At 61.4% G+C, this 15,424-nt stretch carries 13 protein-coding genes; 11 read left to right on the forward strand and 2 right to left on the reverse strand.

Annotated features, from left to right (window positions below):
- Positions 1-261: 261 nt before the first annotated feature.
- A complete protein-coding gene (gene lpxL / locus ACTG19_RS15865; RefSeq protein ID WP_021231687.1) occupies positions 262-1,185 on the reverse strand; it encodes an LpxL/LpxP family Kdo(2)-lipid IV(A) lauroyl/palmitoleoyl acyltransferase in 924 nt (307 codons plus the stop codon).
- A 204-nt stretch (positions 1,186-1,389) separates the two neighbouring features.
- Between lpxL and hldE the strand changes: the two genes are divergently transcribed.
- Complete coding sequence (hldE, locus tag ACTG19_RS15870) at positions 1,390-2,817, forward strand: bifunctional D-glycero-beta-D-manno-heptose-7-phosphate kinase/D-glycero-beta-D-manno-heptose 1-phosphate adenylyltransferase HldE (RefSeq protein ID WP_439989255.1); 1,428 nt, start codon at positions 1,390-1,392, stop codon at positions 2,815-2,817.
- Positions 2,818-2,933: 116 nt separating this feature from the next.
- Here the strand turns inward: hldE and tolC are convergent, their stop codons facing one another.
- Positions 2,934-4,253: an outer membrane channel protein TolC gene (gene tolC / locus ACTG19_RS15875; RefSeq protein WP_139443424.1), complete on the reverse strand. Its 1,320-nt coding sequence runs from the start codon at positions 4,251-4,253 to the stop codon at positions 2,934-2,936.
- A gap of 304 nt (positions 4,254-4,557) precedes the next feature.
- Here tolC and nudF point away from each other — a divergent pair, with 304 nt between their 5' ends.
- From nudF to parC, 10 genes are all read left to right on the forward strand, one after another.
- Entirely contained in the window at positions 4,558-5,199 is a 642-nt protein-coding gene (nudF, locus tag ACTG19_RS15880) for an ADP-ribose diphosphatase (RefSeq protein WP_439989256.1), read from the forward strand.
- Positions 5,162-5,650 carry a DUF1249 domain-containing protein gene (locus tag ACTG19_RS15885; protein WP_234917221.1) on the forward strand — a complete coding sequence of 163 codons (489 nt, stop codon included), beginning with the start codon at positions 5,162-5,164 and terminating at the stop codon, positions 5,648-5,650. The genes nudF and ACTG19_RS15885 overlap by 38 nt, the downstream gene beginning before the upstream one ends.
- Positions 5,651-5,672: 22 nt before the next feature.
- Positions 5,673-6,491, forward strand: coding sequence for a 3',5'-cyclic-AMP phosphodiesterase (cpdA, locus tag ACTG19_RS15890; RefSeq protein ID WP_139461384.1), 819 nt, complete (start codon positions 5,673-5,675; stop codon positions 6,489-6,491).
- Between the two features lie 12 nt (positions 6,492-6,503).
- Positions 6,504-7,091, forward strand: a complete 588-nt coding sequence (locus tag ACTG19_RS15895; protein ID WP_439989257.1) for a YqiA/YcfP family alpha/beta fold hydrolase — start codon at positions 6,504-6,506, stop codon at positions 7,089-7,091.
- Between the two features lie 2 nt (positions 7,092-7,093).
- Entirely contained in the window at positions 7,094-7,717 is a 624-nt protein-coding gene (locus tag ACTG19_RS15900) for an NUDIX hydrolase (protein WP_439989258.1), read from the forward strand.
- 145 nt (positions 7,718-7,862) lie between these two features.
- Positions 7,863-8,105: a DUF1656 domain-containing protein gene (locus tag ACTG19_RS15905; RefSeq protein WP_033113020.1), complete on the forward strand. Its 243-nt coding sequence runs from the start codon at positions 7,863-7,865 to the stop codon at positions 8,103-8,105.
- Complete coding sequence (locus ACTG19_RS15910; protein ID WP_113739873.1) at positions 8,098-8,964, forward strand: efflux RND transporter periplasmic adaptor subunit; 867 nt, start codon at positions 8,098-8,100, stop codon at positions 8,962-8,964. Before ACTG19_RS15905 ends, ACTG19_RS15910 begins: the two co-directional genes overlap by 8 nt.
- Position 8,965: 1 nt before the next feature.
- The gene (locus ACTG19_RS15915) at positions 8,966-10,975 is read left to right on the forward strand and encodes an FUSC family protein (RefSeq protein ID WP_113739872.1); all 2,010 of its coding nucleotides are present in this window, start codon (positions 8,966-8,968) and stop codon (positions 10,973-10,975) included.
- Between the two features lie 115 nt (positions 10,976-11,090).
- Positions 11,091-13,001 carry a DNA topoisomerase IV subunit B gene (parE, locus tag ACTG19_RS15920; protein WP_005363090.1) on the forward strand — a complete coding sequence of 637 codons (1,911 nt, stop codon included), beginning with the start codon at positions 11,091-11,093 and terminating at the stop codon, positions 12,999-13,001.
- Between the two features lie 71 nt (positions 13,002-13,072).
- On the forward strand, positions 13,073-15,367 hold the full coding sequence (gene parC / locus ACTG19_RS15925; protein WP_335839143.1) for a DNA topoisomerase IV subunit A: 2,295 nt from the start codon (positions 13,073-13,075) through the stop codon (positions 15,365-15,367).
- Positions 15,368-15,424: the final 57 nt, after the last annotated feature.

The raw sequence follows: 15,424 nt of genomic DNA on the forward strand, positions 1-15,424 counted from the left end.
GGTAGTGACGATGGATTTATCGCAACACTCCATTGCTTACCAATGAATCAATAAATTTGTAACCCGCTTTCAGTTTTTACGGTCGGCGATGAGGGCTCTTTTGCGGCTGATTGATGGGAATGGGCGCCAACATGCAGGATGTTATTGCGCGGCTGACGTTCGGGGATCTTGCTTGCCGTGCAGGGCTGATAGCAGATAAAAACAAACCGCCAGCAGGCGGTTTGTCAGTTTTTGCGATCTGGCCCCTGTGGAGGCAGCGGCTCAGTAGAAGCCGGCATCCTCGGGAGAGGGGCGGGTCTTGAAGCGGCGATGGAGCCACATGTACTGCTCCGGCGCCTTGCGCACGGCGGCTTCGATCTCGCGGTTGGCGCGGGCGGCATCAACCATGTCATCTCCGCTCGGGTAGTCGGCGAGCGGCGCGCCGATATGCAGGGTGTAACCCTCGCTGGTGCGGATGTTGTAGCAGGGCAGGGTTACGGTGTTCTTCACCCGCGCCAGGGTGGCGGTGCCGGTGATGGTGGCGGCCTGCTCTACCGCGAAGTAGGGCACGAACACGCTGGCGTGGCTGCCGTAGTCATGATCCGGTGCATACCAGAGGGCATCGCCGTTGCGCAGCGCCTTGATCATCCCCTTCACATCCATCCGGTCCACCAGATATTTGTTGGAGGCGCAGCGACCGTGGTACTGGGCATACTCCAATACCGGGTTGGTGTTGGGGCGATAGACCCCCACGCCGGGGCGCACCAGCCCGAAACAGCGGGCGTTGAGTTCCAGCGTCAGGAAGTGGCAGGAGAGCAGCAGCATGCCCTGACCTTTTTCCATGGCGGCGATGACGTGCTCTTCCCCTTCCACCTTCATCAGGTTGCGCATCCGCCAGTCTGGCCAGAACCAGGCGATCCCCACCTCGAACACGGCGCAGCCCACGCTCTCGAAGTTGGCCTTAAGCAGTTTCTCCCGCTCATCCCGGGTCAGCTCGGGCATCGCCAGCTCCAGATTGCGACGGGCAATCTTGACCCGGGACTTCAAAATCCTGGCGGCGAGACGACCGAGCTGACGGCCCAGCCACATCTGGCTACGCCACGGCAGCAGGGTCAGCAGCCAGAGCAGGCCTAGGCCGAACCAGCTGGCCCAGTAACGGGGATGAAACAGGCGGGGCTCCAGGCGGGGAGCGTTGTCATGGGCCATGGCTAATCTCTTGTTCGCAAACACAATCGGGGGATTCTAGCCGAAAAGGGGGGGCGGGGGCGAATGGCTGTGTGCTGGTCAGAGGGGTAGCCTGCGTCCGGTTAGCGTGACAGCGGCGGCAACTGCGGTCGGCTTTTTCTACACCGGATAAAAGAGTGTGATAAAATCGCCCGCTGATTTTTCAGGTTTTGAGAGTCGATACAGATGAAGATCACCCTGCCCGATTTTGAAAAAGCCCGCGTTCTGGTCGTTGGCGATGTCATGTTGGACCGTTACTGGCATGGCCCCACCGGTCGGATCTCCCCCGAGGCGCCGGTGCCCGTGGTCAAGGTTGAACACATTGAGGAGCGCCCGGGTGGCGCAGCCAACGTGGCCCTCAACTCCGCCGCCCTTGGCGCTCACGCCGTGCTGCTTGGCTTGACCGGTCAGGACGAGGCTGCCGATGCTTTGGCTGGCCAGATGGCTGGCGTCAAGGTGGCCTGTGACTTCGTTCGTCTGGCCGACTTCCCGACCATCACCAAGCTGCGGGTGCTGTCCCGCAACCAGCAACTGCTGCGTCTGGACTTTGAAGAGCCCTTCCACTCCGTCGATGCCACCCTGCTGATGACCAAGGTCGAGCAGGCGCTGCCGAATAGCGACGTGATGATCCTCTCCGACTACGGCAAGGGTGCTCTCAACGACGTGCCCGGCATGATCAAGCGTGCCCGTGCCGCCGGTATTCCGGTGTTGGTCGACCCCAAGGGGACCGACTTCGAGAAGTACCGCGGTGCCACCCTGCTGACCCCCAACATGTCCGAATTCGAGGCCGTGGTAGGCAAGGTGAAGAGTGAAGAGGAGCTGGTCGCCAAGGGACTGGATCTGGTCAAGCGCTTCGAGCTGGATGCCCTGCTGGTCACCCGTTCCGAGAACGGCATGACCCTGATCCGCGAAGGTCAGCCGGAGTTGCATCTACCGGCTCAGGCCCACGAGGTTTACGATGTGACCGGTGCCGGTGATACCGTGATCTCCACCCTGGCCACTTCGCTGGCGGCAGGCAAGAGCCTGGGCGAAGCCTGTGCGCTGGCCAATACCGCTGCCGGTATCGTGGTCGGCAAGCTGGGTACCTCTACCGTGAGTCCGGTCGAGCTGGCCAATGCTCTCTATACCGAGCAGGAGACCGGCTTTGGCGTTATGTCCGAAGCTCAGCTGAAAGTGGCGGTTCGTGCCGCCCGTCTGCGCGGCGAGAAAGTGGTGATGACCAACGGCTGTTTCGACATCCTGCACGCCGGCCATGTCTCCTATCTGGCCAACGCGGGCAAGCTGGGGGATCGCCTGATCGTGGCGGTCAATACCGACGAGTCGGTTCGCCGTCTGAAAGGGCCGGGTCGTCCGGTCAACCCGACCGAGCGCCGCATGGCGGTGCTGGCTGCGCTGGGCGCGGTGGATTGGGTAGTGCCCTTCTCCGAGGATACCCCGCAGCGTCTGATCGCCGAGATCCTGCCGGATCTGCTGGTCAAGGGCGGCGACTACAAGCCGGAAGATATCGCCGGTTACGCCGAGGTGACCGCCAATGGCGGCGAGGTGCGCGTTCTCAACTTCGAGGATGGCTGCTCCACCACCGATATCATCAAGACGATCCGCGAGCGCGGCTAACGTTCTGCTGGCCCCGCAATCTGGCGGGGCTCACTATCCGCGGTAGCAAGCCGGCAGAAATATGGATAACAAAAAGGCGACCTTGCGGTCGCCTTTTTCATGTCCGATAGCGGCTATCAGCCTTTGGCTTTTGCCGTGGCAGGCATCAGACCCTGGTTTACTTCCACCAGATCCTGCGCTTCCAGAATACCGGCAGCCTGTTTCAGGCTCAGGATATTGAGAATGTAGTTGTAACGGGCTTCGGAGAGCTTCTGCTTGGCCTCGTACAGCTTGCGAGTGGAGTCCAGCACGTCGACGATGGTACGGGTACCCACTTCGTAACCGGCTTCGGTCGCCTTCAGGGCGCTGTCGGCGGAGACCACAGACTGGCTGTAGGCGCGCACCGAGCCGATGCTGGCGTTCACGTTGTTGTAGGAGGAGCGCACTGTGCTCTGCACCGAGCGGAAGTTCTTCTCAAGCAGTTCGCTGGCCGCTACGTAGTTGTATTGAGCCTGCTTCACCTTGGAGCTGGTGGCGCCACCGCTGTAGATGGGCAGCTTGAAGGTCAGACCGATATTGGCCTGATTGTCATTGCCGCCCGGCATGCTATCCAGCTTGTAATCGGTATTGCTGGTTTGCAGTCCGGCATCCAGATCCAGCGTCGGCTCATGGCCGGTCTTGGCCAGATCGATCTGCTCCTTGGCAATGTCCTTGCTGATGCGGGCACTGTGCAGTTGCAGGTTCTTGTCCAGCGCCAGCTCCAGCCACTTGTCGGAGCCGAAGGCGGTCTTCTGTGGGCTGAAACGATCTGTGTTCAGCACGTCCAGATTGCGATGATCGATACCGGTCAGCTCGCGCAGGGTCTCGTAGCTGTTGTCCAGCGAGTTTTCGGCATTGATCTCGTCAGCCAGCGCCTGGTCGCGGGAGGCTTCGGCTTCATGGACGTCGGTGATGGCGGTCAGGCCCACTTCGAAACGCTGCTGGGTTTGCTCCAGCTGACGCTCTACCGCAACCTTGTTGGCACGAACGAACTCCAGGGTATCCATCGCCTTGAGCACATCAAAGTAGGCTTTGGCGGTGCGCACCATCAGGTTCTGGATTTCGAGGTTGTAGGCAACATCTGACTGGGTAGCCTGCTTCTCGCTGATATCCAGATTGACCCAGTTACTGCGACGATAGAGGGATTGCGACAGCGTCACTTCACCCTTGGCTTTGGTATTGCTCTGGGTATCGTTCTTGTTTTGCAGATAATTGAGCCCGGCACCCAGATCGATCTGGGGCAGCAGAGGAGCACGGGATTCGTTGATCTTCTCGAAGGCCTGGTCGCGAACGGCTTTGGACTGCAGCAACTGCGGGTCTTTGATCTGGGCTTGCTGGTAGATGTCGAGCAGGTTTTCGGCATGGGCACCGGCACTGACGCCCAGCAACACCATGACTGACAAAAGTGTTCTTTTCATAGATCGTTTTAACCTTATGTAGTAACCCAAACTGGTTGCTGGAGAGGCAAATATTGTCACCGACCAAGCTTGATTGCAGCTTAATCACTCTACTATAAGCAAAATTTAATGCTAAGAGTCTCAGGTCCGGTGACGGGAACGTCAAGAACCGGACGCAGTTTTCTCCCCGCGCGCCTAGCCAAATGGTCTGTGGCTGCTAAAATCCACCCCTCATTACCATGGCACGCCGAGTGAATGAACGTTCATTCATGTTCCTCGGATTTTATGGTCAAACTGATACAAGTCAAGCTGACGGGAGCCCCGGATGTCGCAGCAACCCTTGCCGCAAGATCGGCATTACGCCGCCGATGATGTGAAAATCATTGAAAAATCAGATGGATATAACGGCTTCTTCAAGGTGAATGTCTATCGTCTGCAGCATCGGTTATTTGCGGGCGGCTGGAACCAGCCCATCGTGCGCGAGCTGTTCGAGCGGGGCCATGCTGCCGCGCTGCTGCCCTATGATCCGGTACGCGACCAGATAGTGCTGGTGGAGCAGTTTCGTATCGGCGCCATGGAGACCTGTTCCACCCCCTGGCTGCTGGAGCTGGTGGCCGGCATCATCGACGAAGGGGAAACCGCCGAGGCGGTGGTGCGCCGCGAAGCGGTAGAAGAGGCCGGGATCGAGGTGGCCCGCTGCGAGCATGCCATCAGCTATCTGGTGAGCCCAGGCGGCAGCACCGAGCGGATCGAGGTCTTTGTGGGCGAGGTGGATGCCAGCAAGGCCGAGGGGCTGCACGGTCTGTCTGATGAAGGCGAGGATATCCGGGTGCACGTGGTGAGCCGCGAACAGGCCTACGCCTGGCTCAAAGAGGGACGCATCGACAATGCGGCCTCGGTCATCGCCCTGCAGTGGCTTGCCCTCAACCATGGCGAGCTGCGTGCCCGCTGGCTGGCAGATCGCTGAGGTGGCGCTGACCCTGCAACAGAGCAGGCGCTATGTGCCTGATCTGATGTCCTTGCAGCGTACCTGCGAGGTCAATTACATGGCGTTGATGAAACTGCTGCCGCCTGATGGGGAAGTCGGCGCCGAGCGCCGCTATCGGGTCGGCAACGATCTGCAGTTCCAGCTCACCATCATTGGCGAGAGTCGCTTCACCAATCAGGTGATCCTGAGCCAGCACAACCCCGAATTGCCCGAATATTTACAAGCTCAGATAGAGATTCGTTTGTATCATGATGTGCGGATGGCGGAAGTGTGTGCAGCGCAACAGATTTCCCGTTTGCAACCACGTTATGATTATCCCAATAAAAAGATGCACCAGCGGGATGAAAAGGAGCAGGTAAATCTGTTTCTGGCCGAATGGCTAAAATTTTGTCTCAGACATGGTACCAGCCCGATCAATATCTCCAGTTGAACAAATAAAAAGAAGCGTGATTTTGGAAACAGAGCTCCCCCAGGCGCAGGACGGCAGTGTGCGCCTGTTGCAAATTACCGACACCCACCTCTTCGCGAGTGCCGAAGGGCGGCTGTTGGCTGTGCGCACCGCAGAGAGTCTGGCCGCCGTGCTGGAACAGGTGCAGGTCAATGAACACCCCTACGAGGTGATTCTGGCGACCGGCGATCTGTCGCAGGATCACAGCCCGGAATCCTATCAGCGTTTCGCCTCCATGATGGCGCCTCTGGGTCGCCCCATCTACTGGCTGCCGGGCAATCACGATGACAGCCCGCTGATGACCGAATACCTCCATGCCGCCGGGATCAGCGAATCCAAGCAGCTGGTAGGCGATCACTGGCAGGTGATCCTGCTCGACACCCAGGTGCGCGGCAAACCTCACGGCATGATTGGCGATCACCAGCTGGCCGCCCTCGACCGTGCTCTGCGCCAATATCCTGATCGCCACGCCCTTATCACCCTGCACCATCAGGCGGTGCCGGTGGGCTGTGCCTGGCTGGATCAGCATAATCTCAAGAATGCCGATGATCTGTTTGCCGTGCTGGCTCGTCATCCGCAGCAGAAGACCATCCTGTTTGGCCACGTCCATCAGGAGTTTGACGAGGTGCACCGCGGGGTGCGGCTGATTGCCAGCCCCTCCACCTGCATTCAGTTCAAACCGCTATCCGACGGCTTCGCGCTGGATGAATCCGGCCCGGGCTGGCGCTATCTCACCCTCTATCCGGATGGGCGGGTGGCCAGCGAAGTGTGGCGCCTGCCGGTGGGGCAGTTTGTGCCCGACCCCAACGCCACCGGTTATTGAGGAGAGCATTCCATGAAGTCCGTTCTCCTTTATCTGCACGGTTTCAACTCCTCACCGGGCTCCGCCAAGGCGCAGCAGATGGCTGCCTGGGTGGCCGTCAACCGGCCCGACATCGAGGTGATCATTCCGGCCCAGCCCAATACGCCAGCGGCGGCCTGGGCGGCTATCGAACAGACCATTGCCAATTTGCAGAGCTGCTATGGTAGTGACTACAAGCTCGGCGCCGTGGGCAGCTCCCTCGGCGGCTTTATGGCGACCCGGGTGAGCGAGCAGTACGGCTGCCGTGCGGCGCTGATCAATCCGGCGGTGCGCCCGCACGAGCTGCTCTGTGACTACCTTGGCCCCCAGACCAATCCCTATACCGGGGAGCAGTACGAACTGCTGCCTGAACATATGGACGAGCTGCGGGCACTGGCGGTTCTGGTGACGGCGCCGGAGCGACTCTGGATCCTGCAACAGCAGGGGGATGAGGTGCTCGACTATCGCAAGGCGCTGGATGAATACCGCTTTGCCCGCCTCTCGCTGGAGTGCGGCGGCAACCACGCCTTTGTGGCGTTCGAGCGCTACCCCGCACAGATTATCCGTTTCCTCGGGCTTTAATCATGCAACCGCCGTTGGCCGCCTTTCTGGAACAGGTACTGGCCACGGCGCAAGCGGGCCTCACCTACTCCAAAGACCCCTTCGATATCGGCCGTTTCGAGGCGCTGCGAGCGGCCACAGTGGCCCTTATCGCCAACCAGAGCGAGCTGGCGCCGGAAGCCATCAGTGACTGGATTGCCCTCGACAGCGGTTACCCCACCCCCAAGCTCGACGTGCGGGCCTTCATTCAGAACGATGCGGGCCATATCCTGCTGGTACAGGAGCGCAGCGACGACTGCTGGACTCTGCCCGGCGGCTGGTGCGATATCTGCGACTCGCCGGCGGATGCCGTGGTGCGTGAAGTAGTGGAGGAGACCGGACTTGAGTGCCGCGCGGTGCAGCTGCTGGCCCTGTTCGACAAGTTAAAGCACCCCCATCCGCCCCAGCTGCCTCACGCGCACAAGGCTTTCTTTCTGTGCGAGGTGACCAGCGGCCAGCTGCTGGGCGAAACCGATGAAACCAAAGGGGCGGGGTACTTCCCCATTGACGACTTGCCCCCGCTCTCCTGCCATCGGGTGGTGGCCTCCCAGTTGCGCACCCTCCATGAGCACTTGCTGCAGGGGCGGCGCGATACCCTGTTTGATTGACATCTGAGGAAGTGAACCCGTTCGAGCTGGGGGCGGTGCCGACGCGCGATGGCGTGCACCATCCTGCGGGGCAGTGTTAATCTTTAGCGGCCTGTTTACTTTGCCTCGCCCGGGGCAGGGGATGGCCTGACTCTTCTGAACTTCACTGCCAACAGGGAGCACGTTTGTGACAACTCCTTCTGCGCTGCCGGATCTGGTACTGGGCGCCTCTCTCTACTTTCCGCCGCTGTTCAAGGCGGTGCTGCTCGGCCTGCTCTGCTGGCTGCCGGTGCACCATCTGCTGCGTGACTGGCTCTATGGTGGGGATGTCTGGCACCCTTTGTTGATGGATCTCTCCCTCTTTATCCTCGCCGTCAGCGGCGCTCTATGGATGCTGTTACATGGCTAAATCACCTCTCGCGACCCTCAAATACTTCTCCACCCTGCTGGTCTGCGCGCTGGCGCTGGCGGCGGGCTGGTGGCTGTGGAACTACTACATGCAGGGGCCCTGGACCCGGGATGGCAAGGTGCGCGCCGAGCTGGTCAGCATTACCCCCGAGGTGTCGGGCAAGATCATCAAGATAGCGGTGAAGGACAACCAGTTGGTGAAGGTGGGTGAGGAGATCTTTACGCTCGACCCCGAGCCCTACCGGATCGTCCTCGATAATGCCCGGGCGGCGCTGGCCAAGGCGAAATCGGATCTCGACAAGGCGGAACATGAGGCGAACCGCCGCAGCGGCCTGTCGCGCAGCGTCATCTCCGCCGAGACGATGGACGAAGCCCGCCTCAATGCCCAGGCGATGCAGGCGGCCTATCAGGTGGCACAGGCCAATCTGGAGAAGGCGGAGTGGTCGCTGGCCAAGACCCGGGTGCATGCCGCGAGCGATGGCTACATCACCAACCTGCAGACCCGGGTCGGCAACTATGCCAGCGCCGGCGTGCCGCTGGTGGCGCTGGTGGATACTCACTCCTTCTATGTGCAGGGTTACTTTGAAGAGACCAAGCTTGGCCACATAGCGCCGGGCAAACCGGCCGAAGTGGTGCTCTACAGCGGTGAGCAGCGGTTGCGCGGCGAGGTGGAGAGCATAGGGCGCGCCATCCACGATCAGAGCGTCGATGGCGGCAACGGCCTGCTGATCGACGTCAAACCCAACGTGCCCTGGGTGCGGCTGGCCCAGCGGGTGCCGGTACGGATCAAGCTGCTGGATGTGCCGGCGGACGTGACGCTGATCGCTGGCACCACCTGCACCATCACCATTGGCGAGTAGGGTGAGCGAGTCATTCTGGCTGCGTACTCCCTGGGGGAGGGCGACAGGGGGGCAGTGGCGTTATGCCCTGCGCAACGCGCTGGCCATGTGCCTGTCGCTCTGGCTGGCCTTCGTGCTGCAGCTCGACTCCCCCTACTGGGCGATGAGCTCGGCCGCCGTGGTGAGTTTTCCCACCGTGGGCGGAGTGATCAGCAAGAGTCTGGGACGGGTGGTTGGCAGCCTGATGGGGGCGATGGCGGCGGTGGTGATCACCGGTCTTGGTATCAGTGATCCCTGGCTGTTCAGCTTTCTCATCGCCCTCTGGCTGGGTTTGTGTACCTACATCTCCAACCACTATCAGAACAACGTCTCCTACGCCTTTGCCCTCGGCGGTTACACCGCCGCCATCATCGCCTTCTCCTGCGTCAATGTGGCGGATCCCCACCATATCTTCGATATTGCCCAGGCGCGGGTGAGCGAGGTGATCATCGGTATCCTCTGCGGCGGTCTGATGATGATGATCCTGCCCAGCACCTCGGATAGCGAAACCCTGCTGGAATCCTTGCGCAAGAGCCAAGCTCGCCTGCTGGAGCATGCCCAGCTGCTCTGGCTGGGGGAGATGACGCCCGAGGTTCGCAGTTCCCACGAAGGGCTGATCGGCCAGATCCTCACCATGAACGTGCTGCGCATACAGGCGGTCTGGAGCCATCATCGGTTGCGGCGCCAGAACCGGCTGCTCAACTTCCTGCTCCATCGCCAGCTGCGGCTTATCAGCCTTATCTCCAGCCAGCGCCGCATGCTGCACAACTGGCCGGAACAACCGGAAGGCATTCAGGCGCTGCTTGCCACCCTGCTGGCCGAGCTTGGCAAGCCGGAGTGCGACAAGTATCGGGTTGCGAGGTTGCTGGCTCCCCTGATGCCGACCGGCGAGCATGATTACCGGTTACGCACCTTTTTGCTGCGGCTGCGCCACTTCTGCTGGAGCTATCTGGAGTGCCAACGCTGGCTGGAGCGGCTTGCCCGTTACGACGATCAGGAGTGGCCGGCGCCACCGCACCACTCTTCGCTCACCAGCCACACCGACACGCTGGAGGCTGCCTATAACGGCGGGCGTACCTTCCTCTGCGTGCTGCTCGGCTGCACCTTCTGGATCAACAGTCAGTGGGATGCGGGCAGCTCGGCGCTCACCATGCTCTCCATCTGCTGCGTGCTCTACTCGGCGACCCCGGCCCCGGCCCAGGGGGCCAACACCATGCTCAGGGCGATCCTGCTGCTCAGCCTCATCTGCTTTGCGGTCAAGTTTGGCCTGATGATCCGCATCGACGACTTCTGGATCTTCTGTCTCTTGCTCTTTCCGGCGCTGCTCACCATGCAGCTCTGCAAACAGCAGCAGGTGCGGCAGGCGGGCCTCTGGGGCCAGATGATCGTGCTGCTCGGCTCGTTTCTCGCCATCACCAATCCGCCCAGTTACGACTATCAGCAGTTCATCAACAGCAGCCTCGCCCAGATGCTGGGGGTGATGAGCGCCGCGCTGGCGTTTCAGCTGCTGCGACCCAGCTCGGATCGGCGCAAGAGCCGCCGGATTATCCGCTCCCTGCGCCGCCACTTCATGGATCAGCTGGAGCCAGCCCCGCGCCAGAGCGAGAGCCAGTTCGAGTCGCTGATCTACCACTGCATCAGCCAGCTCGGTCAGAGTCAGGATCAGACCGCCCGCCTCTGGGTGCTGCGCTGGGGCGTGGTGCTGCTCAACTGCAGCCATATCGTCTGGCAGCTGCGCCAGTGGCGCGGTGACGAGCACCCCCTCTATCTGGTGCGCGACAACTGTATCCGCAGCCTGAAGGGGATCCTCACCGAGCAGGGGGTGCAGCATACCTCCCTGGATCGCACGCTGACCGAGCTGCAGCGGATCAGTCAGGGGTTGGCCAACCATGGCGATGGCACGGCGCGAGAGCTGGCAGGCATGGTGTGGCGGCTGCAAAGCTCCCTCTCCCAACTGCAACAGGCGCTGCCGGGCCCCGCCGAAGGGAGCTGAAACAGCCTTGGGAGGGGCACAATCCCCTCCGGATCACCCTTTCCCGCAGCCAAGTTTGTCCAATACCCTCCCAACGAGTAAGATTCTCCCCAAACGTCAATTCGCAAGGCCCTCCATGTCTACTCAATACAATGCGGATGCCATTGAGGTCCTCAATGGCCTTGAGCCGGTGCGTCGCCGCCCCGGCATGTATACCGACACCACCCGGCCCAATCACCTCGGCCAGGAGGTCATCGACAATAGCGTCGATGAAGCGCTGGCAGGTCACGCCCGCAATCTGGAGGTGATCCTGCATGAAGACCAGTCCCTCGAAGTGATCGACGACGGCCGCGGCATGCCGGTCGATATCCACCCGGAAGAGGGGGTCAGCGGGGTGGAGCTGATCCTCTGCAAGCTGCACGCGGGCGGCAAATTCTCCAACAAGAACTACCAGTTCTCCGGCGGTCTGCACGGGGTGGGTATTTCGGTCGTAAACGCCCTCTCCGATCGGGTCGAGGTGACGGTGCGTCGCGACGGTCAGGTCTACGACATCGCCTTCGAGCGTGGCGAGAAGGTGCAGGAGCTGACCATCACCGGTACCTGCGGTCGTCGCAACACCGGCACTCGGGTGCGCTTCTGGCCGCAGGCGAGCTATTTCGATTCGCCCAAGTTCTCGGTCACCAAGCTGGAGCACCTGCTCAAAGCCAAGGCCGTGCTCTGTCCCGGCCTCACCATCAAGTTCCTCGACAAGAACACCGGCATCAAGCTGGAGTGGTGCTACGAAGATGGCCTCAAGGATTATCTGGTCGACGCGGTCAAGCAGTTCACCTGCCTGCCGGAGCAGCCCTTTATCGGCTCGTTCAGTTCCGAACAGTCGGCGGTGGACTGGGCGCTCTGCTGGTTGCCGGAAGGGGGCGAATGCCTCGCCGAATCCTATGTGAACCTCATTCCCACCGCGCAGGGCGGTACTCACGTCAACGGCCTGCGTCAGGGGCTGCTCGACGCCATGCGTGAGTTCTGCGAGTTCCGCAACCTGCTGCCGCGGGGGGTCAAGCTGACTCCGGAAGATATCTGGGATCGCTGCGCCTATATCCTCTCCATCAAGATGCAGGATCCGCAGTTTGCCGGTCAGACCAAGGAGCGCCTCTCCTCCCGCCAGAGCTCGGCGTTTGTCTCCGGCGTAGTGAAGGATGCCTTCAGCCTCTACCTGAACAGCAACACCGAGCTGGCAGAGCAGATCGCCGAGATCTGCATCTCCAGCGCCCAGCGCCGGATGCGCGCCGCCAAGACGGTGGTGCGCAAGAAGATTACCCAGGGCCCGGCGTTGCCCGGCAAGTTGACTGACTGTAACTGCGCCGACCCCATGCAGGGGGAGCTGTTCCTGGTGGAGGGTGACTCCGCGGGCGGCAGTGCCAAGCAGGCGCGGGATCGCGAGTTTCAGGCCATCATGCCGCTGCGCGGCAAGATCCTGAACACCTGGGAGGTGGAGGCCGGTCAGGTGCTCGCCTCGCAAGAAGTTCACGATATCTCGGTCGCCATCGGGCTCGACCCCGACTCCGAGGATCTCAGTGGCCTGCGCTACGGCAAGGTGTGCATCCTCGCGGATGCGGACTCGGACGGTCTGCACATCGCCACCCTGCTCTGCGCCCTCTTTGTGAAGCACTTCCGCACGCTGGTGGAGAAGGGCCACGTCTATGTCGCCATGCCGCCCCTCTACCGGATCGATATCGGTAAAGAGGTCTACTACGCCCTCGACGAGGACGAGAAGAACGGCGTGTTGCAGCGGGTCGAGGCCGAGAAGAAGAAAGGCAAGGTGATGGTGACCCGATTCAAGGGTCTGGGTGAGATGAACCCGAAACAGCTGCGGGAAACCACCATGGATCCCAACACCCGCCGTCTGGTGCAGCTCACCATGGAGCCGGCAGGAGAGAGCGAAGGGGATGCGGCTGACGAGACCCTGCAGCTGATGGACATGCTGCTGGCCAAGAAGCGGGCGGGTGATCGCCGCGAGTGGCTGGAAGAGAAGGGCAACCTCGCCATCATCTAAGCCGTCGGTCACCTGCCGACCCGCATTTCAGGCGTGCCCTCCTGGGGCGCGCCATAGCAAGAGAAAAACATATGAGTGATGCTATCGAGCTCAGTCTGGACGGGGTAGAGCGCCAGCCAATGCGCACCTTTACCGAACAGGCTTACTTGAACTACTCCATGTACGTCATCATGGATCGGGCCCTGCCGCATATCGGCGACGGCCTCAAACCGGTGCAGCGGCGCATCATCTACGCGATGAGCGAGCTGGGGTTGTCGGCGCTCTCCAAGCACAAAAAGTCCGCCCGTACCGTGGGTGACGTGCTGGGTAAGTACCATCCCCACGGTGACAGTGCCTGTTATGAAGCCATGGTGCTGATGGCCCAGCCCTTCTCCTACCGCTACCCGCTGGTGGATGGTCAGGGCAACTGGGGTGCGCCGGACGATCCCAAATCCTTCGCCGCCATGCGTTATACCGAGGCGCGTCTGTCGCGCTTCTCCGAGCTGCTGCTCTCAGAGCTCGGCCAAGGCACTGTGGAGTGGACGCCGAACTTCGACGGCACCATGAAGGAGCCGGTGGTGCTGCCCGCCCGCCTGCCGCACATCCTGCTCAACGGGGTGACCGGTATCGCGGTGGGGATGGCGACCGACATTCCGCCTCACAACGCGCGGGAAGTGGCCTACGCCTGTGCCGAGCTGCTCGATAACCCCAATGCGGGGCTCGATGTGTTGATGCAGCACATTCAGGGGCCGGACTACCCGACCAACGCCGAGATCATCACGCCGCGCGACGATATCCGCAAAATCTACGAGACCGGCAAGGGCTCCATCAAGCAGCGGGCGGTCTGGAGCGAGGAGGATGGCGACATCGTCATCACTGCGCTGCCCCATCAGGCCTCCGGCGCCAAGATCATGGAGCAGATCGCCGCCCAGATGGTGGCCAAAAAGCTGCCGATGGTCACCGACCTGCGCGATGAATCGGACCACGAGAACCCGACCCGTCTGGTGATCGTGCCGCGCTCCAACCGGGTGGACGTGGAGGGGCTGATGGCCCACCTGTTCGCCACCACGGATCTGGAGAAGAACTACCGGGTCAACCTCAACATCCTCGGCCTCGACAACCGGCCGCAGGTGAAGTGCCTCAAGACCATCCTCAGCGAGTGGATCCAGTTCCGCCGCGAGACAGTGCGTCGCCGTCTGCAATTCCGCCTCGACAAGGTGCTGGCTCGCCTGCACATCCTCGAAGGCTTGCTGATCGCCTATCTCAACATCGACGAGGTGATCGAGATCATCCGCACCGAGGATGAGCCGGGCAAAGTGATGGTGGAACGCTTCAACATTACCGAGACCCAGGCCGAAGCGATCCTCGAGCTGAAACTGCGCCATCTGGCCAAACTCGAAGAGTTCAAGCTGCGCGCCGAGCAGAACGAACTGGCCGAAGAGCGCGACAAGCTGGAGCTTATTCTGGGCTCCGAGCGTCGCCTCAATACCCTGCTCAAGAAAGAGCTGCTGGCCGATGCCGAGAAGTACGGCGACGATCGCCGCACCCCGCTGGTGGAGCGTGCCACCGCCGTGGCGCTGACCGAGAAAGAGCTTATTCCCAGTGAACCGGTCACCGTCATCCTCTCCGACAAGGGGTGGGTGCGCGCCGCCAAGGGCCACGACGTCGATGTGGCGGGGCTCTCCTACAAGGCGGGGGACAGCTATCTGGCCCACGCCTGTGGCCGCAGCAACCAGCAGGCGGTGTTCCTCTCCACGTTGGGCCGAACTTACGCCCTCGAATCTCACACCTTGCCATCCGCGCGCAGTCAGGGCGAGCCGCTCACCGGCCGCTTTGCGCTTGGGGCAGGGGAAGAGGTACGTCATCTGGTGATGGGCAACGAAGGTGAGCCATATCTGATCGCCAGCGATGCCGGTTACGGCTTTGTCTGCACCTATGACGACCTGATCGGCAAGAACAAGAACGGCAAGGCGCTGCTCACCGTGCCGGAAGGGGGTCAGGTGATGGCACCCCAGAAGATCGGCTCGCCGGAGACCGATCTCTGCATGGCCATCTCCAACGAAGGGCGCATGCTGCTGTTCCCGCTCAACACCTTGCCGGTGCTCGGCAAGGGCAAGGGTAACAAGCTCATCAGCATTCCGTCGGCTCGGGTGAAAGCACGGGAGGAGTTTGTGGTGATGGCCGCCGTGATCCCGCAGGGTCAGTCGGTCACCCTGTTTGCCGGCAAGCGCAAGCTCACCCTCAAACCCTCTGATCTCGACTACTATCGCGGCGAGCGCGGCCGCCGTGGCGCCAAGCTGCCCCGCGGTTTGCAGCGGGTTGATCGTATCGAGATTGAACCCGCTGCCGGCACCGAACCGGCAGCCGGGGAAAATCAGGAAGGGTAATTAATATAGAAGGGCGCGAAAGCGCCCTTCTATTTAATTATTAAGTAAATGGTCTCC

It is taken from the genome of Aeromonas sp. 3P, assembly GCF_051919745.1.
In the GTDB taxonomy this organism is placed as follows: Bacteria; Pseudomonadota; Gammaproteobacteria; order Enterobacterales; family Aeromonadaceae; genus Aeromonas; species Aeromonas veronii.

Coding starts and splice junctions, on each gene's coding strand:
- lpxL (WP_021231687.1), bottom strand. CDS start 1,185: ATGGCCCATGACAACGCTCCCCGCCTGGAGCCCCGCCTGTTTCATCCC.
- hldE (WP_439989255.1), top strand. CDS start 1,390: ATGAAGATCACCCTGCCCGATTTTGAAAAAGCCCGCGTTCTGGTCGTT.
- tolC (WP_139443424.1), bottom strand. CDS start 4,253: ATGAAAAGAACACTTTTGTCAGTCATGGTGTTGCTGGGCGTCAGTGCC.
- nudF (WP_439989256.1), top strand. CDS start 4,558: ATGTCGCAGCAACCCTTGCCGCAAGATCGGCATTACGCCGCCGATGAT.
- ACTG19_RS15885 (WP_234917221.1), top strand. CDS start 5,162: ATGGCGAGCTGCGTGCCCGCTGGCTGGCAGATCGCTGAGGTGGCGCTG.
- ACTG19_RS15895 (WP_439989257.1), top strand. CDS start 6,504: ATGAAGTCCGTTCTCCTTTATCTGCACGGTTTCAACTCCTCACCGGGC.
- ACTG19_RS15900 (WP_439989258.1), top strand. CDS start 7,094: ATGCAACCGCCGTTGGCCGCCTTTCTGGAACAGGTACTGGCCACGGCG.
- ACTG19_RS15910 (WP_113739873.1), top strand. CDS start 8,098: ATGGCTAAATCACCTCTCGCGACCCTCAAATACTTCTCCACCCTGCTG.
- parE (WP_005363090.1), top strand. CDS start 11,091: ATGTCTACTCAATACAATGCGGATGCCATTGAGGTCCTCAATGGCCTT.
- parC (WP_335839143.1), top strand. CDS start 13,073: ATGAGTGATGCTATCGAGCTCAGTCTGGACGGGGTAGAGCGCCAGCCA.